At 72.5% G+C, this 21,536-nt stretch carries 15 protein-coding genes; 11 read left to right on the top strand and 4 right to left on the bottom strand.

From position 1 onward, the window contains the following. Nucleotides 1–48: 48 nt before the first annotated feature. The 3 genes from NZH93_RS00295 to NZH93_RS00285 all read left to right on the top strand — a co-directional run bounded on the left by NZH93_RS00295 (nucleotide 49) and on the right by NZH93_RS00285 (nucleotide 7,277). Nucleotides 49–5,220, top strand: a complete 5,172-nt coding sequence (locus NZH93_RS00295) for a DUF7379 domain-containing protein (protein WP_259620802.1) — start codon at nucleotides 49–51, stop codon at nucleotides 5,218–5,220. 160 nt (nucleotides 5,221–5,380) lie between these two features. After that, nucleotides 5,381–6,700 carry a DUF2252 domain-containing protein gene (locus NZH93_RS00290; RefSeq protein ID WP_259620801.1) on the top strand — a complete coding sequence of 440 codons (1,320 nt, stop codon included), beginning with the start codon at nucleotides 5,381–5,383 and terminating at the stop codon, nucleotides 6,698–6,700. Between the two features lie 31 nt (nucleotides 6,701–6,731). Further along, complete coding sequence (locus tag NZH93_RS00285; protein WP_259620800.1) at nucleotides 6,732–7,277, top strand: hypothetical protein; 546 nt, start codon at nucleotides 6,732–6,734, stop codon at nucleotides 7,275–7,277. A gap of 26 nt (nucleotides 7,278–7,303) precedes the next feature. Here the strand turns inward: NZH93_RS00285 and NZH93_RS00280 are convergent, their stop codons facing one another. Then, the gene (locus NZH93_RS00280) at nucleotides 7,304–8,242 is read right to left on the bottom strand and encodes a helix-turn-helix transcriptional regulator (protein ID WP_259620799.1); all 939 of its coding nucleotides are present in this window, start codon (nucleotides 8,240–8,242) and stop codon (nucleotides 7,304–7,306) included. Nucleotides 8,243–8,419: 177 nt separating this feature from the next. On the opposite strand from NZH93_RS00280, the gene NZH93_RS00275 reads away from it, so the two are divergent. The 4 genes from NZH93_RS00275 to NZH93_RS00260 are packed head-to-tail and all read left to right on the top strand — an operon-like array spanning nucleotide 8,420 to nucleotide 14,271. Next, entirely contained in the window at nucleotides 8,420–11,218 is a 2,799-nt protein-coding gene (locus tag NZH93_RS00275) for an alpha-L-rhamnosidase (RefSeq protein ID WP_259620798.1), read from the top strand. Nucleotides 11,219–11,243: 25 nt separating this feature from the next. Continuing rightward, nucleotides 11,244–12,563, top strand: coding sequence for an ABC transporter substrate-binding protein (locus tag NZH93_RS00270; protein WP_259620797.1), 1,320 nt, complete (start codon nucleotides 11,244–11,246; stop codon nucleotides 12,561–12,563). Between the two features lie 2 nt (nucleotides 12,564–12,565). Next, on the top strand, nucleotides 12,566–13,447 hold the full coding sequence (locus NZH93_RS00265; RefSeq protein ID WP_259620796.1) for a carbohydrate ABC transporter permease: 882 nt from the start codon (nucleotides 12,566–12,568) through the stop codon (nucleotides 13,445–13,447). Further along, the gene (locus tag NZH93_RS00260) at nucleotides 13,444–14,271 is read left to right on the top strand and encodes a carbohydrate ABC transporter permease (protein WP_259620795.1); all 828 of its coding nucleotides are present in this window, start codon (nucleotides 13,444–13,446) and stop codon (nucleotides 14,269–14,271) included. The genes NZH93_RS00265 and NZH93_RS00260 overlap by 4 nt, the downstream gene beginning before the upstream one ends. Nucleotide 14,272: 1 nt before the next feature. On the opposite strand, the gene NZH93_RS00255 is transcribed toward NZH93_RS00260, so the two are convergent. Together NZH93_RS00255 and NZH93_RS00250 are read right to left on the bottom strand one after the other, a co-directional pair. Next, nucleotides 14,273–14,689, bottom strand: coding sequence for a hypothetical protein (locus tag NZH93_RS00255; protein WP_259620794.1), 417 nt, complete (start codon nucleotides 14,687–14,689; stop codon nucleotides 14,273–14,275). After that, nucleotides 14,682–15,062: a hypothetical protein gene (locus tag NZH93_RS00250; protein WP_259620793.1), complete on the bottom strand. Its 381-nt coding sequence runs from the start codon at nucleotides 15,060–15,062 to the stop codon at nucleotides 14,682–14,684. Before NZH93_RS00250 ends, NZH93_RS00255 begins: the two co-directional genes overlap by 8 nt. Nucleotides 15,063–15,147: 85 nt before the next feature. On the opposite strand from NZH93_RS00250, the gene NZH93_RS00245 reads away from it, so the two are divergent. From NZH93_RS00245 to NZH93_RS00230, 4 genes are all read left to right on the top strand, one after another. Then, entirely contained in the window at nucleotides 15,148–15,489 is a 342-nt protein-coding gene (locus NZH93_RS00245) for a TraR/DksA family transcriptional regulator (protein ID WP_259620792.1), read from the top strand. An 83-nt stretch (nucleotides 15,490–15,572) separates the two neighbouring features. Further along, nucleotides 15,573–16,130: a hypothetical protein gene (locus NZH93_RS00240; protein ID WP_259620791.1), complete on the top strand. Its 558-nt coding sequence runs from the start codon at nucleotides 15,573–15,575 to the stop codon at nucleotides 16,128–16,130. A gap of 130 nt (nucleotides 16,131–16,260) precedes the next feature. Next, on the top strand, nucleotides 16,261–18,099 hold the full coding sequence (locus tag NZH93_RS00235; protein WP_259620790.1) for a LamG-like jellyroll fold domain-containing protein: 1,839 nt from the start codon (nucleotides 16,261–16,263) through the stop codon (nucleotides 18,097–18,099). Nucleotides 18,100–18,209: 110 nt separating this feature from the next. Further along, the gene (locus tag NZH93_RS00230; protein WP_259620789.1) at nucleotides 18,210–19,883 is read left to right on the top strand and encodes a PstS family phosphate ABC transporter substrate-binding protein; all 1,674 of its coding nucleotides are present in this window, start codon (nucleotides 18,210–18,212) and stop codon (nucleotides 19,881–19,883) included. Between the two features lie 120 nt (nucleotides 19,884–20,003). Here the strand turns inward: NZH93_RS00230 and NZH93_RS00225 are convergent, their stop codons facing one another. Beyond that, nucleotides 20,004–21,494: an alpha/beta hydrolase gene (locus tag NZH93_RS00225; protein WP_259620788.1), complete on the bottom strand. Its 1,491-nt coding sequence runs from the start codon at nucleotides 21,492–21,494 to the stop codon at nucleotides 20,004–20,006. Nucleotides 21,495–21,536 lie beyond the last annotated feature (42 nt).

Here is a 21,536-nt window from a genome sequence, read left to right as displayed (position 1 = left end):
AGGCCCGCCTGACGGTGCCGGGCGGACCGGGGCAGGAGGGCAGTCGTCATGGCCGTCGAGTTCACCGTCCGCGGCAAGGGGGCCGCGGAGCGGTCGGACCGGGACGACTTCGCCGAACTGTACGGCGACGACGTCCAGTACGAGGTCAGGGGCGAGGTCCGGCTCGCCGGGGTGAGCCGCGGTGACACCGGGCCGGTCGCGCTCGAGGGCGAGGACTCCGACGTCGTCGAGGTCGAGGACGTCGACGGCGTGGTGATCTTCCACCGGGCCGGGGGTCTGGTGGAGCGCGCGGGCGGCGCCGACCTGACCGACTACCTCGAGACCACCACGAGGGGTGCCGGATCACGGCCCGCGGCCATCCGGCGGATGGCCGTCTCGGTGCCGCCGGGCATCCGGGAGGCGGTCCGCGTCGTCGACACGGCCGTCGGCGCGCAGGTCGACCGCTCCGGCCTCATCAGCTCGGCCGTGGGCCTCGCCGCCCGCCCGCTGTTCGACGAGGCGGCGAAGGCCGCGATGCGCAAGGTGGTCGACTGGATCGACGAGCCGGTGTCCGCGGGCGACCACGTGCCCGAGGCGGTCTGGCGGCGCAAGGCGAAACCCCGTGGGGTGTACCAGATCGGCGAGGACCTGCGGCTGTCGAGGACGGGCCCGGTCAAGACCGCGCCACCGCCGAGCGACGACCCGTACCTGGTGCTGCTGCACGGCACGTTCTCGCACACCGAGGGCGCCTTCACGGCGCTGCGCGACACGGCGGAGTGGAGGGACGTCGCGAGCCGCTACCGCGGCAGGATCCTGGCGGTCGAGCACGCCACGCTCGGACTGACGCCCGCGCAGAACGCCCTCCAGGCCGCCGCCCACCTGCCGGAGGGCTCCCGGCTGCACCTGGTCAGCCACTCCCGCGGCGGGCTCGTCGGGGAGGCGCTGAGCTACGCCGCGAAGCACCGGCCCAACCTGGACACGTACCCCGACGGCCACCCCGACCGCGAGGCGCTGCCCCAACTCCGCGACCTGCTCGTCGACCGCGGCGTCAGCGTGGAGCGCTTCGTCCGGGTCGCCTGCCCCGCCAGGGGGACCACGCTCGCGTCGCACCGCGTCGACCTGTGGGCCTCGTTCCTGTTCAACGTGTTCAGCCTCGTCCCGGTGCTGCGGGAGAGCGGGATCGCCGCTCTGGTCAAGAAGTTCCTCCTGACGTTCCTCGAACAGCGCACGGACCCGCGGATCGTGCCGGGCCTCGAAGCCCAGATGCCCGAGTCCCCGTTCCTGCGCATGCTGCTGTCCGCGCAGTCGCTCGACGACGGGCTCGGCTCCATCGCGGGTGACGTCCAGGGGGCGGGCATCGCCCGACGGCTGCTGGTCCTCGGCGCGGACCTCTTCTACCGGGAGGACCACGACTACGTCGTGCCGACGTCGTCGATGTCCGGCGGTGCCACGCGGACCACGCCGCGCACCAGGTCGTTCCGGGGCGGGGACGTCAACCACGGCGCGTACTTCGCCAACGCCGACAGCAGGCGCGCGATGAGGGCGTGGCTGGCGGCGAAGCCGGGGGAGGTGGTCGAGGGGTTCGAGCCCCGCGCCGCGCCCGCGCCCCGCTCCCGTCGGGACGGCGTCGACGTGATGGCCCGCGGGGAGGTGCTGCTGGTGCCCGACGTGTTCGGGTGCGCGCTGAACCAGGGCGGCCTGCCGACGTGGCCGGACGTGTCGCGGCTGGTGAGCCTGCGCGCGGAGAAGGTGCTGACCGGGCAGACCCGGCCGGACGACCTCGTCCCGGCCTACGCGCCGCTGGAGAGGGCGCTGGGGGAGCGGCACCGGGTCGTGCCGTTCCCGTACAACCCCCGCGTGAGCTTCGAGCAGTCGGCGGCCCGGCTCGCGAAGCACCTCCGCGCCCGCGTCGAGAGCGGTGAGTCGCCGCACCTCGTCGCGCACGGCGCGGGCGCGTTCGTCGTGCTGGGCGCGCTGAAGGTCGACGGGCTGCACGCGGCGTGGCGCGCGGCCGGTGGACGTGCGGTGCTGCTCGGCCCGCCGCTGGACGGCAGCCACCTCGTGGAGGCCCGGCTCGCGGGCCGGGACGAGCTGAGCGCGGCCATCGCCCTGCTGGACGGCGAGGCGAGCGCGGAGGAGGTCGGCGGGTGGCTGGCGGGCTGGCCGACGCTGACGGCGCTGCTGCCCGCCGCGGCGGCGGAACGGGCCGCGCTGCTGCCCGCCGACTGGAGCGGCATCAGCGCGGTCCACGGCACCGCGGACCAGACCGTGTCCGGCCGGAGCAGTGACGGGGGTTTCACCGTCTCCTCGGACGGCGACGGCTTCGCGCCGCACGACAACCGCCGGGTGCGCGGGCCGGTCACCTGGTACGCGCTCGTCCCGCACGCGGACCTGCCCGCCGACCCGGACGTCGCGGAGGTGGTGCTGGAACTGCTGGCGGGCCGGACCCCGGCCAGGATGCTGACCTCGCCGCCCGCCGGGTCGACCCGCGAGACGCGCCTCGCCGATCCGCGCGGACGGTTGTTGCTGCCCACCGACGAGGAGGTCGTCCGGATGGCGTGGGGCGGTGGCCGGTCCACCGCCCGCCAGGTCCTGCGCGTCGCGGTGGTGCACGGCCACCTCGACTCGGTGACCGGGCCCGTCCTGGTCGGCCACCAGGACGGGACGTCCATCGGTGGCGCGGAGAAGGCCGTCGACACCCTGCTGAACGGCGCTTTCGAACGACGGCTGGACATGAGGCAGTTCCCCGGCCCGCTCGGCACGTGCGAGGTCTTCGCGGACGCCGCGGGACCCGCCGCGGTGGTCATCGGCGTCGGCGACGCGGGCGACCTCACCCCCGGCGCGTTGACCGCGGGCGTCATCCAGGGCGTCCTGCGCCTGGCCGCGGTGCACGAGGACCGGGCGGACCCGGACGTGCCGCCACCGCCGCTGTCGATCTCGGCGGTGCTGATCGGGACCGCGCTGGTGCCGCCGATGCCCGTGGAGAACTCGCTCACCGCGATCGTGACCGCCGTCCGGCAGGCCAACCGGCGGCTGCACGACCTGCGCGCCAGGGTGTTCGTGGAGGAGCTGAAGATCGTCGAGCTGTACGAGGAGCGCGCGATCCAGGCGACCAAGGCGGCGATCCAGCTCGCGCGCTCCCTGCCGGGCGAGGTCGTCGTCGAGCGGCTCATGCTCGAAGGTCGCGACGGCGAGCACGGCCTGCCAAGGCCGGACTACCACGACGACATGTGGCGGACCGTCCGCATCGTCGCCGCGGACCCGGACGACCACGTCGCCGTGCGGGACGAGCTGGTCGAGCTGTCGTTCACCAGCATCGGCAGGCACGCCCGCGCCGAGCAGCGGGTGACCACGAGCCAGCGCAGGCTGCTCGACGAGCTGGTGGCCGAGGCGGTCGCGGACGTCAACCCGGACGCCCAGCTCTTCAACACCCTCTACGAGCTGCTGGTCCCCAACGGGCTCAAGGGCCAGGGGTACGGGAGCGAGCACCTGATGGTGGTCGTCGACGAGCAGGCGGGTGTCCTGCCGCTGGAACTGCTCGCCACCCGGACCGAGGACGAGGGCGTCCTGCCGCTCGCCGTGCAGGTCGGCCTGGTGCGCAGGCTGGAGACCCGCGCGTTCACCGAGGTGACGCGGCCGTCGTCCGGCAACGCCGCGCTGGTCGTCGGCGACCCGGCGGGCACCGGCCTGCCCCGCTTACCCGGCGCCAGGAGCGAGGCGCGCCACGTGCGGGACCTGTTGCAGGGCATGGGGTACGAGGTCACGTCGATCATCCCCGGCGACGACGCGGAGGAGGACGTGGTCGACATCCTCAACGCGCTGTTCCGGCGCGACTACCGGATCGTCCACGTCGCGGGCCACGGCCACCACGACCCGGCGGACCCGGCGCGCAGCGGTGTCCGGATCGGGCACGACGCGTACCTGGGAGCGCTGGAGATCGCGAAGATGCGCACGGCGCCGGACCTCGTCTTCGTCAACTGCTGCCACCTCGGCGCGATGGGGCAGGCGGGCGCGCCGCTGCGGGCCGACCACCTCGCGTCGAGCATCTCGCGGCAGCTCGTGGAGAACGGGGTGCGCGCGGTGATCGCCGCGGGCTGGGCGGTGGACGACGCGGCGGCCGAGGCGTTCGCCGACGCCCTGTACCGGGAACTGCTCGGGGGCCGGGACCTCGGCATCGCCAGCCTCGAAGCCCGCAAGCGCGTGTACCGGGACTTCTCGGCCACCAACACGTGGGGTGCCTACCAGGTGTACGGGCCGCCCGCGTTCCGGCTGGACCCGGCGAACCGCCACAACCCCGCGCTGGAACGCCCGGTGGCCCGCCGCGAGCTGGCCGACCGACTGGGAGACCTCAAGCGGCGCGCGGCGGGCTGCCGGGACGACGAGGTGGACGCGCTGGCCGACGAGCTGCTGGCGCTGCTCGCCGCCGTGCCCGCGGACTGGTTGCGGGGGCAGGAACTCGCGCGCACCGGTGACGTGTGGATGCTGCTGGCGCGCTACCGCGAGGCCGTGGACTGCTACGAGGAGGTCCGCCGCGAGTGGGACGCCGGTGGTTCGGTGAAGAGCCTCGAACAGCTCGTCAACGTGCAGGCGAAGTGGGCGGTGGAACGGGGTCTGCACCCCGACGAGCCGGGACCGGCGGCGGCCGACCTGCTGGCCGAGGCCGAGCAGTCGGCGACCCTGCTCATCCAGCTCGGCGAGACCCCGGAGCGGTACTCGCTGCTGGGCGGCGTGGCCCGCAGGCGCGCGCAGTGCGTCCCGCTGGACCGGCAGGACGACCTCACGGCCGCGCTGGTCGCCGCGCGCGACGCCTACGGCCGGGCCGTGGAACTGCACGGCGAGCGGACCGGTGCCATCGACTTCTACCCGGCGCTCAACGAGGTCGTGCTGGGCTGGCTGGTCGCCAAGCGCTGCTCGCGGCACCCGTTGGACGAGGCCAGGGCGCGCAGGCTGATCGAGGGGTCGCGGGAATCCGCCGCGGCCGCCAAGCGGGCGGACTTCTGGGCCCAGGTGACGGAACCGGACGCGGCCCTCGCCGAAGCCCTGATCGGCGGCGCGCTGCCGGACCGGGTGGACACCATCGCCAGGGCGTACGCGAAGGCCTTCGCCCGGTCGAGCCGCCGCGACCGGGCCACCGTCGGCGAGCACATCGACATCCTGGTCCGCGCCCTGCCCGCGGAGTGCGGCCGGGACGTCGCGGCGCTGAGGGAACTGCGGACCCGACTGGCCGTGCCGAGCCCCTGATCCCGGTGATTTGTCCGATGTGGAGGATTCGTTCTCCCGTCGCGCGGAGGACGGGAACCGGGTGCCCGTCCGGGACGTCTTGGACGTGAGCGGTGACCGTGCCGGCGCACGTCGGCGAAATCGGCGATGATCACAGCCGCTCGACGAAAGGGGCACCTGGATGACCGACCGCGGCGATCGCATCGTGGCCGTGCTGGAAGACGCGTTCGAGGACCTGATGTCCGCCGACCCGGCCGCGTTCCGGCACAAGTTCCGGAAGATGGCGGCCGAGCCGTTCGCGTTCTACCGCGGCAGCGCGTGCCTGTTCTACGCCGACATGGCCGACGAGCCCGACGAGTGGGCCGACGAGCGGACCGGTCGCGTGTGGATCCAGGGCGACCTGCACGCGGAGAACTTCGGGACCTACATGGACGGTTCGGGCACGCTGGTGTTCGACGTCAACGACTTCGACGAGGCCTACCTCGGGTCGTTCACCTGGGACGTGCGGCGGTTCGCGGCGAGCATGGCGCTGCTGGGCTGGCGCAAGGCGCTGCCGGACAAGATCATCGAGGAGCTGGTGCGGACCTACGTCACGGCGTACGTCGGGCAGGTCCGGTCGTTCGCCGAGAACCCGGACGACGAGTTGTTCAGCCTGCGGTTGGACAGCACGGAAGGTGTGCTGCACCAGGTGCTGCTGCGGGCCAGGCTGGCGACCAGGGTCGAACTGCTCGACGAGACCACGGTCGTCGTCGACTACGAGCGGCACTTCCGCCGGGACCGCTCGGGCGTGCGGGAGCTGGGTGACGAGGAGCGCGCGGGCGTCGAGCGGGCGTTCGCCGAGTACCTGGAGACCATCCCCACCGGCAAGAGGGCCAGCAGCAGCCTCACCTACGCCGTCAAGGACGTGGTGGGGCGCAGCGGGTTCGGCATCGGGTCCGCCGGGCTGCCCGCGTACAACGTCCTGGTCGAGGGCCGCACGCAGGCGTTGGAGAACGACGTGGTCCTGTCGATGAAGCAGGCGAACGTGGCCGCGCCCAGCCGGATCGTGCGCGACGAGCGCATCCGGGAGTACTTCACCGACCACGGCCACCGCACCGCCGTGTCGCAGCGGGCGTTGCAGGCGCACGCGGACCCGTGGCTCGGGCACACGCGGATCGACGGCGTGGGCTACGTCGTGGCCGAGCTGTCCCCGTACGTCTCGGACCTCGACTGGTCGGACCTGACCGAGCCCGCGGACATGCTGCCGGTGCTGGGGTACCTCGGCCGGGCGACGGCCAAGATGCACTGCGTCGCCGACTCGGACTCCGAGCAGACGCTGGTCGACTTCCAGTGCGAGGAGGCCATCGCCGCGGCGATCGGCGACCGCGAGGCCGAGTTCGCCGACTCGGTCGTCGAGTTCGCCCTGCGCTACGCCGCCCAGACCCGCGAGGACCACCGGCTGTTCGTGGACGCCTTCCGCGACGGGCGGATCAAGGGGGTCGGGTCGACCGAGACGACGTGACGTCTCCGGAGCGGTTGGGAATCCTGGTGGCGTGACCGACACGCGTGCGCCCCGGGATCCCGTCTCGTTCGTCCCGGCGGACTTCTTCACGCCGGACGGTGGGGCGAACTGGGCGGAGAAGCTCTGGTTGACCGTGCCCGGCCCCTTCTACACGGGTGAGACCGACACCGGCTGGACCGGCCGGACGTTCGCGCCGCGCCACGTCCTCTACGGCGGCGAGTACGACACCGAGTTCGTCTACCGGCAGCCGAAGACCCGTGCGGAGGTCGAACGCCTGTTGGGCGCCGCCGGTTTCGAACCCCTCGGCGGCTACTCCGGTGACGGCGACTCGCGGTGGACGCCGGACGCCGTCCGCGCCTGGTGGGATCAGCGGGGCCGGGTCGAGGAGCACGTCCTCGCGCTGCTCGCCGTGTGGACCACCGAGAGCGCTCGTCAGGTGGTGGCCGAGGCCGCCGAAGGCGCGCGCGACTTCCTCGCCTACCTCGCGGGCGACCTCGAGGCCGACCTGCGGGCCTACGTCTTCCGCCTGGAACAGGGCCGCTACCCGGACGTCGGCGAGCGGCTCCCGGAACTCTGACCCGTGGCGGGTCCTCGACGCGGCGCTCAGAGGTCCCGCAGCCGCTTGTGCCTGCTCATGATCGTCCCGGACTCCAGGCGCACGGCGTTGTCGCTGAACCGCTCGCGGTACGCGGACGCGGTCAGTCCGAAGTGGACTTTGAAGCGGCGGGCGAAGTAGTTCTGGTCCGGCCAGCCGACCGTGCGGGCGATGTGCGCGATGGACTGGTCGGTGTGCAGGAGCAGGCCCGCCGCGACCTCGACGCGGTGGCGTGACAGGTAGGCGATCGGTGGCAGGCCGGTGGCGTTCTTGAACAGCCTGACCACGTAGCCGGGCGCGAGGTGCAGGCGTTCGGCCAGTTCGCAGAGCGTCCAGCGGTGTTCGGGCCTGGCCTCCATGAGCCGCATCGCGTGGACCACGGCCGGGTGGGTCGACCGCGCCTCCGGCGCCGCGCGGTCCTCCGCCACGGTGCGGGCCAGGGTGCTGAGGAACAGCGCGAGCCTGCCGATGACGTCGCCCCGGTGCAGGTGCGCGGCGCGGAACCGCAGCGCGCCGAGCGCGTCCAGGTGGTCGACGCACTCCGCGAGGGCGGCCGGGGGCAGATTGGTGGTGAGCAGGCCGTGCCGCCGGTCCGAGTACGGCCCGGTCCAGAGCAGGTAGCCGAGCAGCGGGTCCTCGCGGGTCCAGGCCAGTTCGCGGTGCAGCAGGTCGGCGGAGAAGCAGCAGTTGAACACGTCGAGGCGCGTGCACTCCTCGTACCCGTGCCACACGCCCGGCCGGAGCAGGACGACGTCGCCGACGCCGATGGGCTGCCTTCCCGCGTGGGAGACGTGCACGCCGACACCGCCGGTGACCACCGCGACCTCGACGAAGCTGTGGGTGTGCAGGTGGTGGCCGGGGTCGTGCTGGTGGTGCCCGGCGTAGGCGAGTGAGCCGTCGGTGAAGTGCAGCAGGTCGTTCACGTTCCCCACGGGGAGGCCGTCCATGGCCGACCACCCTACGACCGCGGACGGCCCGAGGTGAAGATCGTGCTACCACCGGTGCACCTCGGGCTAGCACCAGTCCGCCCGTCGGCCACACGATCTAGGCACGAAACCCCCGCGACACCGTTCGTTAACGGGTCGCGGCGGCGAAGTTGAATCGTTTCACTCCCGAGGAGGACCATGCCCGGCGCCGCACCCCCGACCGGTCTCCGGTTCGAGCACCACCCCGGCCCGGCGCTGGGCGTGGGCCACGCCCGCCCGCGGCTGTCGTGGTACCTCCCGGAGGCCGAACCCGGCTTCCGCCAACGGGCCTACGAGGTGGAGCTGACCCGTGGGACCGGGGACGCGCGGAGCTTCGATGTCGAGTCCGGGGACCAGGTCCTGGTCCCGTGGCCGGGGGCGCCGCTGGAGTCGCGCGAACGGGTCCGGGTGCGCGTCCGGGTCCGCGACGACGACTGGACCGGGTGGAGCGACCCGACCGACGTCGAGGCCGGGCTGCTCGCCGTCGACGACTGGACGGCGCGCTTGGTCAGCCCCCGGACCGTCGGCGGCCTGGACGCCCCCGCGCCGGTCCTGCGCGGCGAGCTGACCGTTCCGGGCGACGTCGTCTCCGCCCGCCTCCACGCGACGGCGCACGGGGTCTACGTCGCCGAGCTGAACGGCCACCGCGTCGGCGACGAGGTGCTGGCGCCCGGCTGGACCGGCTACGACCACCGGCTGCGCCACCGGACCCACGACGTTACCGAGCTGGTCCGCCCCGGCGCCAACGTCCTGGAGGTGCTGCTCGGCAACGGGTGGTTCCGGGGCAGGCTGGGCTTCACCGGGCGGCGCGCGACCTACGGCGACCGGCTCGCGCTGCTGGCCCAACTGGAGGTGACCACGCGCGACGGGGCGGTGCACGTCCTGGCCACCGACGGCTCGTGGACGGCGCGCGAGAGCGACGTGGTGGCGGACGACCTGTACGACGGCCAGCGGACCGACCTGCGCCCCGCGGCCCGGCCCGAGGGCCCGGTCGACGTGCTCGACAGCCGCCTCGACCGGCTGGTCGCCCCCGACGGGCCGCCGGTGCGGATCACCGACGTCCTGCCCGCCGTGGAGGTCTGGACGTTCCCGCGCGGCGCCACGCTGGTCGACTTCGGCCAGAACGTCGTCGGCTGGGTCCGGCTGCTGGTGGGGGACCGGGCCGTCGCGGACGAGGTGGTGGTGCGGCACGCCGAGGTGCTGGAGGACGGGGAACTCGGCGTCCGTCCGCTGCGCACGGCACGGGCGACGGACACCTATGTGGCGGCGGGCGGCCGACCCGTGCTCGAACCGGCGCTGACGTTCCACGGCTTCCGGTACGCGGAGGTCACGGGCGTTCCCGACCTGCGGGCGGAGGACCTGCTGGCGGTCGTGGTCGGCACCGACCTGCGCCGCACGGGCTGGTTCGACTGCTCGAACGACCTCCTCGCCCGCCTGCACGACAACGTCGTGTGGAGCGCGCGGGGCAACTTCCTGGACGTGCCGACCGACTGCCCGCAGCGCGACGAGCGGCTGGGCTGGACCGGTGACATCCAGGTCTTCGCCGCCACGGCCTGCTTCCTGTTCGACAGCACGGGGTTCCTCACCTCCTGGCTCGCGGACCTCGCCGCCGACCAGCACGAGGACGGCTCGGTGCCGTTCGTCGTGCCCGACGTGCTGCCGGGGGCGCCACGGGCCGCCGCGGCGTGGGCGGACGCCGCGGCGCTCGTGCCGTGGACGCTGTACCAGCGCACGGGGGACCTGGAGGTGCTGCGCGCGCAGTGGCCGAGCATGCGGGCCTGGGTCGACCACGCGGCGGGCCTGGCGGGTGCCGACCTGCTCTGGTCGGGCGGCTTCCAGTTCGGCGACTGGCTCGACCCCGACGCGCCGCCGGACAACCCCTTCGCGGCCAAGGCCGACCCCGACGTGATCGCCACCGCCCACCTGGCGAAGTCCGCGCGGGTCGTGTCCGACAGCGCCCTCCTGCTGGGCGACGAGGCCGGGGCCGCGCGGTACGCGGAACTGGCCTCACGGGTCCGCGACGCGTTCGTCCGCGAGTACGTCACGGCGGGCGGGCGGGTGCTCAGCGACGCGCCGACGGTGTACGCGCTGGCACTGGTGTGGGACCTGCTGCCCACGGCGGAGCAGCGGACCCGCGCGGGTGACCGGCTCGCGGACCTCGTGCGGGCGGCCGGGTTCCGGATCGGCACCGGGTTCGTCGGCACGCCGCTGGTCATGGACGCGCTGACGGTGTCGGGGCACCTCGACGTCGCCTACCGGCTGCTGCTCCAGACCGGGTCCCCGTCGTGGCTGCACCCGGTCACCATGGGCGCCACGACGGTGTGGGAGCGGTGGGACAGCATGCTGCCCGACGGCTCCGTCAACCCCGGCGAGATGACGTCGTTCAACCACTACGCGCTGGGCGCGGTCGCCGACTGGCTGCACCGGTCCGTCGCCGGACTGGCGCCCGCCCGGCCCGGCTACCGCGAGCTGAGCGTGCGACCGCTGCTCCGCGAAGGCCTCACCTGGGCGTCGGCCCGCCACCTCACGCCCTACGGCGAGGCCGCCGTCTCCTGGCGCCGCGCGGACGGTGAACTCACGCTCTCGGTGGTCGTCCCCGTCGGCGCCACCGCCACCGTGCACGTCCCCGGCGTGCCCGACCCGGTCGCCGTCGACCACGGGCGCCACGAGTGGCGCGTGCCCGATCCCGTGGTCGCGGAACCGTTCCCGCCCGCCGACGCCACCGTGCGCGACGTCCTCGACCACCACCCGACGTGGACGGCGGTGGTGGAGGCCGCCGTCGCCGCCGAGGTGGTCGACGGCGAGCGGCAGGCGGCCGTCCGCCTGCTGCCCCACCTCGACGCCCCGGCGGCGGCACTGCCCGCCGCGCTCGCCCACGGCGCGTTCACCCGCGGCGTCGACGAACTCCGATCGCGCCTCGACCGGCTGCTGGCGCGGCCCGCCGACGCCGACCGCTGAACCGCACCCAGCCCCGGAGGTCCCGATGAAACCCCCACACCGTTCCCGGTGGACCGGACTCGCCGCGGTCCTGGTCGCGGCGCTCGCGCTCGCGTCGTGCAGTCCCGGCGACCTCGGCTCCAGCGACGGCGACAAGGTCTCGCTCACGTTCCTGGTCGACAACTCCGACGCGAGCGTGCGCCCCGCCGAAGGACTCGCCAAGGCGTTCACCGAGAAGAACCCGGACGTCGAGGTGAAGGTCGAGGTGCGCCCGCAGGGCGGTGAGGGCGACAACGTCGTGAAGACGCGTCTGTCCACAGGGGACATGACCGACGTGTTCCTGTACAACTCGGGTTCGCTGCTCCAGGCGCTGAAACCCGCGGAGACCCTGGTGTCGTTGAAGGGCGAGGGTTTCCTCGGCAACATCCAGGACACGTTCTTCCCCACCGTCTCCGCGGGGGACGAGGTGTACGGCGTCCCGATCGGCGGCGCCATGGGCGGTGGCGTGCTGTACAACAGGGCCGTCTACGACCGGCTCGGCCTCCAGGTGCCCAAGACGTGGGCCGAGTTCATGGCGAACAACGCGAAGATCAAGGCTGCGGGCGTCGCGCCGGTGATCCAGACCTACCAGGACACCTGGACGTCGCAGATCTTCGTGCTCGCCGACTTCCACAACGTCGCCGCCGCGGAACCTCGCTTCGCCGAGGACTACACGGCCAACAAGACCAGCTACGCCAGGTCGCCCGCCGCGCTCAAGGGTTTCCAGCGCCTGCAAGAGGTCCACGACGCCGGGTACCTCACCGCGGACTTCGCCTCCACCAAGTACGAGGGCGGGCTCCGGCAGCTCGCCGCGGGGGAGGGCGCGCACTTCCCGATCCTGACGTTCGTCGTCGGCACGCTCGTCGCGAACCACTCGGACCAGGCCGACGACGTCGGGTTCTTCGCGCTGCCCGGCGACGACGCCGCCAAGAACGGCCTCACCGTCTGGACCCCGGCCGGGATCTACATCCCCAAGACCACCGAGGGCGCCAAGCTGAAGGCGGCCAAGGAGTTCCTCGCGTTCATCGCGAGCAGCGAGGGCTGCGAGGCGCAGACCAAGGCCTACGCGCCGACCGGGCCGTACGTCGTGAAGGACTGCCCGCTGCCCGACGACCTGCCGCGAGCCGTGCGGGACATGCTGCCGTACTTCGACGCCGCCGGGCGCACGACTCCCGCGCTGGAGTTCGTCTCGCCCATCAAGGGCCCCGCGCTGGAGCAGATCACCGTCGAGGTCGGCTCCGGCATCCGGTCGGCGGCCGACGGCGCGGCGCTCTACGACCGGGACGTGGAGAAGCAGGCCAAGCAGCTCGGGATACCGGGTTGGTAGCCGTGGCGGGACCGCGGCGGCGGCACCGGGCCGGGTCGGTCTACCCGCACTGGTTCTACCTGCCCGCCGCGGTCGTCTACGGGACCCTGTTCCTGGTCCCGACCTTCGCGTCGTTCTACTTCAGCCTGACCAGGTGGACGCTGTTCGACCACGAGTTCATCGGCCTGGAGAACTTCGTCGTGTTCTTCCAGGAGCCCGCGCTGGTGAAGGGCCTGACGAACACCCTGGTCTACGCCGTGGTGACGTCCGGGCTCAAGGTCGTCCTCGCGCTGCCGCTCGCGGTGCTGCTCACCTCCGACATCGTCGGCCGCGCCTACCTGCGCTCGGTCGTGTTCTTCCCGGTCCTCGTCAGCACCATCGGCGTGGGCATCACGTTCACCGTCCTCATGCAGCCGAACGGCGGGCTGATCAACGACGCGCTCGCCGTCCTCGGCGTGCGGGGACCCGCGTGGCTGACCGACCCGTCGTCCGCGCTGCTGTCGGTGGCGCTCGTCGACGTGTGGAAGGGCGTCGGGCTGGCGACCCTGATCTACATCGCCGGGATCGTGTCCATCCCGAGCGAGTACTTCGAGGCCGCCAGGGTCGACGGCGCGGGCCGGTTCACCACGTTCCGGCACATCCTGCTGCCGCTGTGCCGCCCGGCGACGGTGACGGTCGTCATCCTGTCGCTGATCGGCGGCCTGCGGTCGTTCGACCTGATCTGGACCATGACCCGCGGCGGTCCCGGCTTCACCTCGGACGTGATCGCGTCGGTGATCTACAAGCAGTACCAGGCCGGGTTCTTCGGGCTGTCGACCGCGGGCAACGTCGTGCTGTTCCTGGTGGTGACGGTGATCGTGCTGCCGCTGTCGTGGGCGCTGGGCCGCAAGCGGGTGGAGCTGTGAGGCCGCGCGGGAGGTACGTGCTGGGCGGTGTCGCGATCCTGGCGTCGGCCGTGGTGTTCCTGGTGCCGTTCGCGTTCGTCGTGCTCACCGCGTTCAAGGACCGCGCCCAGTCGGCCGAGCTGGACTTCTCCTGGCCCCGGCAGTTCCGGTTCGCGCAGAACTTCGTCGACGTGGTGACCGCCCGCGACTACACGCTGATCATCGCGTTCGTGAACAGCGCGATCCTCACCGTCGCCAGCGTGGCGGTGATGGTCGTGCTGGCGGCGATGGTGGCGTTCGTGCTGCAACGCCGCCCCGGCCGGTGGACGAAGGTCGTCGACTTCGTGGTGCTGTCCGGTCTGATCATCCCGCCCGCCGTGGTGCCCACGATCCGCGTGCTGCAAGGGCTCGGGCTGTTCCGGACCATGACCGGCCTGATCCTGATCGAGGTCGCGTTCGGCCTGTCGTTCTGCGTCCTGCTGTTCCGCAACTTCCTCGCCACCGTCCCGCGCGAACTGGACGACTCGGCGGTGATCGACGGCGCGGGCCCGTTCCGCGTCTTCTTCCTGGTGGTGTTCCCGCTGATGCGGTCGGTCGCCGTGACGGCCGTCGTCGTGCAGTCCGTGGTCGTCTACAACGACTTCACCAACCCGCTGTACTTCCTGCCGGGCGACAAGAACGTCACCGTGCAGTTGACGCTCTACAACTTCCAGAGCCAGTACGGCACGCAGTACAACCTGCTGTTCACGAACATCCTGCTCATCACGATCCCGCCGCTGCTGGCGTTCCTGGTCGCCAACCGCCGGATCGTGGCGGGGCTGACGGCCGGGGCGGTGAAGGGCTGACCTACGCCCTGGCGTTGACCCGGCGGATCCACAGCAGGCCCAGCACGGGCAGGACCAGCGGGATGAAGCCGTACCCGCTGCCGAACCCGGACCAGACGGTGGCGTCCGGGAAGGCGTCGGGGACGAGGAGGCTGACCGCGCCGACGACGAGGACCCCGGCGAGTTCGACCGCGCACGAGACGAACGCCACCCGGCGGGACGTGCCGTCGCCGCGCGCCAGCGCCACCGTCGCGAGGATGTAGACCAGGGCCGCGAACGCGGACAGCAGGTAGGGCAGCGGCGCCTCGGAGAAGCGGGTCCCGATCTGCACGGCGGAGCGGGCGGTCGCGGCGAGCGCGAAGATCCCGTACACGGCGATGAGGAGGCGGCCGGGCCCCGAGCGGGTGGCCTCGGACAGGTCGGTCGTCGGCTCAGGCATGGCCCGCCCAGATCTGCGTGAGGCGCAGGATCATCACCGGCACGCTCAGGCAGCCGACCAGCAGCACACCGGGCCCGAACCGGGTGCGCTCGGACAGCCCCCACACCACGGCCACCGGCACGATCACCACGGGCCCGAAGAGGTAGCCGACGAAGGTCAGCCCGTCGACCTCCCGGTCCGTGCCGTTCAGCAGCACCACCCCGACCACCGCCTGCACCAGCAGGCCGATCTCCAGCAGCACCAGCGCGACCAGCAGCGCCGTGGTCGGCTTCGAACCGAGGACCAGCGGCCGGTCGGCGATGAGCATCACGAGGGCGCCCAGGCCCGCCAGCAGCGCGACGACCGTGAGCACGACGGGCAGTACAGCGATCATTCGGGTTCCTCGTGGGTCGACCGGGTGGTCGGAACCCTACCCGGACGTGCGGAACAGCCGAGCGGCGTGGACCGTTGGAACGGGGGTGGACGCCATCCAGCGGGTCGCCGAGCGACGGGCCGACCTGACCGACGTGGTCACGTCGCTGTCCCGGCGGCTGGCGGGCATCAAGGAGGCGTCCGAGTGGACGTCGAACGACGACGAGCACGACCCCGAGGGCGTGACGATCGCGTTCGAGCGCGCGCAGGTCGCCGGACTGCTGGAGATGGCGCGGACCGAACTCGGCGAACTGGACCTGGCCGAGGCCCGGATCAGGGCGGGCGCCTACGGGGTGTGCGAGCGGTGCGGCCGACCCGTCGGCGACGGCCGCCTGGAGGTGCTGCCCGCCGCCAGGACGTGCGTCGCCTGCGCCGACCGGCGTCGCTGACCCGGCCGTGACGGCCCGCCGGAACCCGTACCCCGGTCCGGAAAAGGCCGCGCGGCACACCGCGGGTCGGCCATACTCCCCTGATGAGGATGTTGCGGGCCGGCGTGACCGTGCTGGCCGTGTTCCTGGCCGCGGTACTGGTGGCCGGGTTGGCGACCTCGTCGAAGGTGAAGGGGTGGGCGAGCGCGATCACGATGCCGCCGACGCCGCAGGAGCTGTTCGACATGTGCGCCATGAAGCGGCGCGGTGTGACGCTGGGACCGTCGCTGACCCGCGCCGACGGCGCCGTCGTGATCGTGATCGTCGCGGAGCAGTGGTCGACCCTGTGCGAATCCGACGACCCCGCCACGATGACGATGCTCGCCGGCGGCGACGGGGTGAACACGGCGCAGGACCCGCCGCTGACCGTCGGTCCAGCGCCCGCGTGCGTCCAGGACGGCGCCGAGTGCACGTGGTGGGGTCGGGTGTCGCCCGCCGTCGCCTCGGTGCACGTGACGACGCTCGACGGCACGGCCGTGGCGACGGCCGTGGTCGAGTCCGGCGCGTTCCTGGTCACCGTCGTCGGCAGGCCGCTCGTGGACGAGCACGTCGTGCGGGCGCTGGACGCCTCGGGCGGCGTCCTGTTCCAGGACACCTGGTAGCGGCCGGTCCGACCGGCGGCCGGTGTCGAGATTTCAGCCGGTGTGCGGCTGTTGTTCGACCGGACGTCGATCGCCGGGCGGGGGCGGTCGACAGGCTGGCGTCCTCATCGGACTCGGGAGGAACCACGACATGGCCGACAACCCACTCCACGGCGACGTCGGTCGGCGCACGCTGTTGCAGGCGGCGTTCACCGTGCCCGCCACGGCGGCCCTGCTCGGCGCGACGGGGTCCGAGGCGTCGGCGCGGACGTCGTCGACCGGCGGCGACGACTCGCGGTTCACGATCGCCGTCCTGCCGGACACCCAGTACCTGCTGGACGAGGGTGGTTCGGACGCCGAGCCGGTCCGCCACACCCTGCGGGCGCTGCTCAAGCGCGACGACGTCGTGTTCCTGGCGCACCTGGGCGACGTGACCGAGCACGGCACCGAACGCGAGATGCGCACGGCCGACGCGGTGTTCCGCACGATCGACGGCCGCATGCCCTACAGCGTCCTGGCGGGCAACCACGACATCCCCGGCAGCACGGACGACCAGCGCGGGTCCACCCCGTACTCGCGGACGTTCCCGGCGAGCAGGTTCGCCAGGATGAAGACGTTCGGCGGGATGGAACCCAAGGGGTACAACAGCTTCCACGTCGTCAAGGCGGGCGGTCGCGAGTGGCTGGTGCTCGCGCTGGACTGGCGGGTGTCCGACCGCGGCCTGGCGTGGGCGCAGCGGGTGATCGACGACCACCGGACGCTGCCGGTCATCCTCACCACCCACGACCTGGTGTCCGCCGACAGCGGGCGGGCCGAGCTGTCCGCGCACGGGCAGCGGCTGTGGGACGGCCTGATCCGGCGCAACGACCAGGTGTTCCTCACCCTCAACGGGCACTACTGGCCGCCCGGCCGCACCACGCTCACCAACGACCACGGCAACGCCGTGCACCTGCACATCACCAACTACCAGGACCGTTACTACGGCGGCGCGGGCATGGTCCGGTTCTACACCTTCGACCTCGACCGCGGCGTGATCGACGTCGAGACGTACTCCCCGTGGCTGCTCACCCGCGGCGACACCGTCCCGGAGACCGAGACCGCGCGGCTGACCGGCGACGCCGACCGCTTCTCGGTGGAGATCGACTTCCGGACCCGCTTCGCCGCGTTCGCGCCCCCGGTGCTGCCGAAGCCGCGGCCCGCGTCGGCGGTGCTGGTGAAGGACACCGTGGCGTACTGGCGGTTCGACGCCGCCGGTCTGCCCGCCGCCGGGGCCGACGGCCAGGCCGTGGCACCCGGCAGCGTGGCCCGCGACCTGACCGGCAACGGCAACGACCTCACCGTCCAGCACCTGAACGCGAACGGCGCCGAAGTCCTGACGTGGTCGAACGAGCACCACGACACCCAGCCCGCCCACGCGAGCCTGCGGTTCGGCGGCGCGCGCAACCCCGACCGCGGCGCGATCCTGCGCGCGGCGGAGACGGCGCCGGTCAACCGGATGAGGTTCGAGTCCGGCTACACCATCGAGACCTACCTCAAGCTGCCCGAGCCGTTCGAGGGCGACCACGCGTTCATGGGCGTCCTGAGCTGGGAGGGGCGCAGCGGTGACGCGGGCAAGACCGCGGGCTGGTCGCCGGAGGAGCCGACGTGCAGCCTGAACGTGTCGGGCGAGCGGTTCCTCCAGTTCGTCGTCTACCCGGTGCCCACCGACGCCGACCCGACCTCGTGGAGCCACGCGATCCCGACCGGGCGGTGGACGCATGTGGCCGTGGTCAACGACGGGCGGCGCACCACGATGTACGTCGACGGGGCGAAGATCGCCCGCAACGCCTCCGAGGAGTCCAAGGGCATCTCCACGCTGGGCAAGCCGTTCGTCATCGGGGCGACGCAGTTCGCGCTGCGCTACGGCCACGGGTTCTACGGCTGGATCGGCGACACCCGGATCGTCTCGCGGGCCCTGCGGCCGGAGCAGTTCCTGACCGCGATCCGGTAGTCGGCGTCCGCGCGGTGTCCACGCGCCGAACTCCGGGTGAACGGACGGGCGACCGGGGCCGCTGACGGCGGTTCGGCACCGAGAATCCGGTTCTGCGGAGAGGAGTTCTCGTGGTCGTGCTGAGGGCGTTGCAGTCGGTGCTGGACTTCCTCGGCCCCGGCAACGTCGTGCTGGGGATCGTCCTGCTGATCGCGACGCCCTTCGTCGACCGCTTCCTGATCCGGCGCAAGCGGATCACCTACCGGGTGCTCTACAACTCGAAGATCGGGCTCGGCCTGGAGAGGCTGCACGACGGCACCGAACCGGCCAGGGCCGGTCAGCGCCAGCTCTACCAGGTCGCCGAGCTGCTGGACCGGATGAGCATCGTGGTCATCCGCATCCGCAACACCGGCGGGTACGACATCGACGCGGACGACTTCGACCGGCCGCTGTCGTTCACGTTCGGCCGCCGGGTCGTGTGGAACGCCCGCGTGTCGGAGGCGAGCACCGAGGAGATCCGCGAGCGGGTCCGCGCGGGTCTGAGGTTCTTCGGCGCCGAAGGCTCCCACGACCCGGTGGACCGCGACAGCCTCCGCACCGTCCGCGAACGGCTGCCGCTGTGGATGGCCAGGTGGGTCGGCACCGTGCCGAGCCCGAAGCTCGACGTCGAGCAGCACTGGCACGGCGTCCGGGTCGAGGACCTGGCGTTGCGGCGCAAGCAGAAGTTCAAGCTCGTCGTGATCCTGCGCGAACCCGACGACAGCGGTGTCACCAAGGACATCGAGGCCACCGGCAAGCTCAAGGACAGCGGCCTGCTCAAGGACGAGAAGCGCGAACGGCTGATCACCCTGCCCAGGGCCACGGGAGCGCTCGCCGCGCTGCTCACCGTGTTCCTGGTGCTGAGCCTGGTGTTCGTGCCGCCGCCCGCGGACTCGACGGTGGCGTGCGCGTCCGGCGAGGTGCGGATCGAGGGGTCCAGCGTGTTCATGCCGACCGCGTCGGCCATCGCCCAGGACTTCCAGCGCGTCTGCGAGAGCCAGGGCACGCGGATCACCACCGCGCCCACCGGCAGCGTCGAGGGGGTCCGCGCCGTGAGCGCGCTCGGGCCCGACGACCTGGGGCTGCTGGCGCTGGCCGACGGCAGGCAGCGGACCGACGGCGCCACCCCGCACTCCGAGCAGATCGGGATCGTCGTCTACCACGTGGTCGTGAACGCCTCGGTCGGCCTGGACACCGTGACCACCGCGCAGCTCCGGTCCATCTACGACGGCACCACGACCGACTGGAACCAGGTGCGCGGCGGGGAGTCGCTGCCGATCCGCATCGTCGGCCGCGGTGGGGAGTCGGGGAGCCGGGAGCTGTTCGAGCAGAAGGTGCTCGGCACGGGGGAGGGTGAGCTGTCGTCCAACGGGTGCCGCACCAAGGACCGGAACCCCGAGGCCGCCACGATCCGCTGCGAACGCGGCTCGAACCCCGAGGTGGCGCGCGAGGTCGGCCGCACGGAGGGCGCGATCGGCTACGCCGACGCCCCGTCGGTCGCCCAGGCCCGCAAGGACAACCCGCTGACCGCGCTCACCGTGGACGGCAAGGCGTTCGACCCCGCCGTCGGCGTGGACTCGGGCTACCCGTTCTGGACGGTGGAGTACCTGTACGCCAGGAAGAAGCCGGAGCCGGGTTCGGTGGCGGCCAACTTCGTCGACTACCTGCTGCGGCACGACAGCGCCCGCGCCAGGCTGACCGACGCGGGCTACCTGCCGTGCACGACGTCCGAAGGGGCGCCACTGGAGCTGTGCAACCACCGCTGACGTCAGTCGAACCCGTTCGACGATGATTCACGTCCGTGTTCCGGGGTGGATGAATCCGGAATACCACGCGAAAAGGTGCGGGCCCACCCCCGACGAGGGTGGGCCCGCACGGGGTGGGGGTCAGCCGATGGGCGGGAGCCCGGTGGCGGTGGTGGTGGTCGGGGCTTCGGCCGCGCACGTGAGGTCGTGCGGTCGTTGCCCGCCGAGCAGGTACTCGGTGACCTTGTTGTTCGCGCAGGTGTTCGCGCCGAAGACGTAGGCGCCGTGCCCGCCCTGGTCGACGGTCAGCATCGCCGCCCGGTCACCGAACGCGCGGCGCGTCGACAGCGCGCCCGCCAGCGGCGTGGCGGGGTCCCGCTCGTTCTGCACCATGAGCACGTTGCGCGGGCCGCGGTCGGAGATCCGCACGGGCTGCTCCACCGGGTCCGGCCAGAAGGCGCACGGGTAGATGTTGGCCGCCGCCGCGCCGAACATCGGGTGGCGGACGCGGTCGACGGCGACGTTGTGCTCGTAGGTCGCCACCGACCTGGGCCAGCGGGAGTCGCCGCACACCACGGAGAGCCTCCCGGAGATCAGGTTCTCCAGTCCGCTGAGGTCGGGCGTCTCGGCGGGCGGCAGCGGGACGCCGGTGTCCAGCGCCTGCCACGTCTCGGCGAGCTTGGTGAACGCGACGTCGGCGGTGGAGTAGAGGCCGCCGAACGTGAGCATCCGGAACAGCGGACCGGTCACGCCGTCCACCGACGGCGTCGCGTCGAGGCGGGCGGCGATGTCGAAGTACTTCGCCCGCACCTGCTCCGGCGTCCCGCCCAGGCCGAACTCGGGGCGAGCGGCCGCCCACTTCGCGAAGTCCGGGAACGTGTCCTCCACGCCGCGGCCGTACATCCGGCCGCCCTCGACGTCCCAGCCGCCCGCGCCGAGGTTGCTGTCGATCACGACTCGGTCGGTCGTCCGCGGGAACAGCGTGGTGTACACCGAGCCCAGGTACGTGCCGTAGGAGTAGCCGAGGAACGACGCCTTCCGCTCACCCAGCGCGGCGCGGACCCGGTCCAGGTCGCGGGCGATGTTCGCGGTCGTGTTGTGCGGCACCAGGTCCGCCGTCGACGCGGCGGCGCACTGCCGCGCGACCTGCCGCACCTCGTCCGCCCTCTTCCGCACGTCGGCGGGCGTCACGGCGTACGGCGGGACGCTGCCCGCGAACTGCTGCTCCTCCGTCAGGTCGCACGTCGTGGGCGTGCTGTGGCCGAGGCCGCGCGGGTCGACGCCGATGACGTCGTACGCGTCCTGCACGCTCTGCGGCAGGCCTGCCCTCCTCAGGTCCGCCGGGAAGGTCAGGCCGGGGTTCGGCCCGCCGGGGTTGGTGAGCAGGACGCCCCGGCGCTTCTCCGGGTTCTTGCTGGCCAGCCGCGAGATCATCACCTCGATCTCGCGGCCGTCCGGTCGTCGGTAGTCCAACGGCACCCGGAGCGTCCCGCACTCCAGGCCGGGAGCCGCGACGTCCGCCGGGCACTCGACCCACGTGACGGTCGTCGCGGGCGTCGCCGACGCCGCTCCCGGTACCACCAGCGCGGCAGCGGCGGTCATCACCGCGACCATGGACAGTGTTGTTCGCATGTGCGAATACCTCCCCCTGTGGCGCGCCACGTCAGCGCGCCG

Source organism: Umezawaea endophytica (assembly GCF_025061645.1).
Classification (GTDB): domain Bacteria; phylum Actinomycetota; class Actinomycetes; order Mycobacteriales; family Pseudonocardiaceae; genus Umezawaea; species Umezawaea endophytica.
This window is presented reverse-complemented; position numbering and strand designations above follow the sequence as displayed.

Bases quoted from the DNA above. Each gene is read 5' to 3' on its own strand.
- NZH93_RS00295 (WP_259620802.1), top strand. From the start codon at position 49: ATGGCCGTCGAGTTCACCGTCCGCGGCAAGGGGGCCGCGGAGCGGTCG.
- NZH93_RS00290 (WP_259620801.1), top strand. From the start codon at position 5,381: ATGACCGACCGCGGCGATCGCATCGTGGCCGTGCTGGAAGACGCGTTC.
- NZH93_RS00280 (WP_259620799.1), bottom strand. From the start codon at position 8,242: ATGGACGGCCTCCCCGTGGGGAACGTGAACGACCTGCTGCACTTCACC.
- NZH93_RS00275 (WP_259620798.1), top strand. From the start codon at position 8,420: ATGCCCGGCGCCGCACCCCCGACCGGTCTCCGGTTCGAGCACCACCCC.
- NZH93_RS00270 (WP_259620797.1), top strand. From the start codon at position 11,244: ATGAAACCCCCACACCGTTCCCGGTGGACCGGACTCGCCGCGGTCCTG.
- NZH93_RS00255 (WP_259620794.1), bottom strand. From the start codon at position 14,689: ATGCCTGAGCCGACGACCGACCTGTCCGAGGCCACCCGCTCGGGGCCC.
- NZH93_RS00250 (WP_259620793.1), bottom strand. From the start codon at position 15,062: ATGATCGCTGTACTGCCCGTCGTGCTCACGGTCGTCGCGCTGCTGGCG.
- NZH93_RS00240 (WP_259620791.1), top strand. From the start codon at position 15,573: ATGAGGATGTTGCGGGCCGGCGTGACCGTGCTGGCCGTGTTCCTGGCC.
- NZH93_RS00235 (WP_259620790.1), top strand. From the start codon at position 16,261: ATGGCCGACAACCCACTCCACGGCGACGTCGGTCGGCGCACGCTGTTG.
- NZH93_RS00225 (WP_259620788.1), bottom strand. From the start codon at position 21,494: ATGCGAACAACACTGTCCATGGTCGCGGTGATGACCGCCGCTGCCGCG.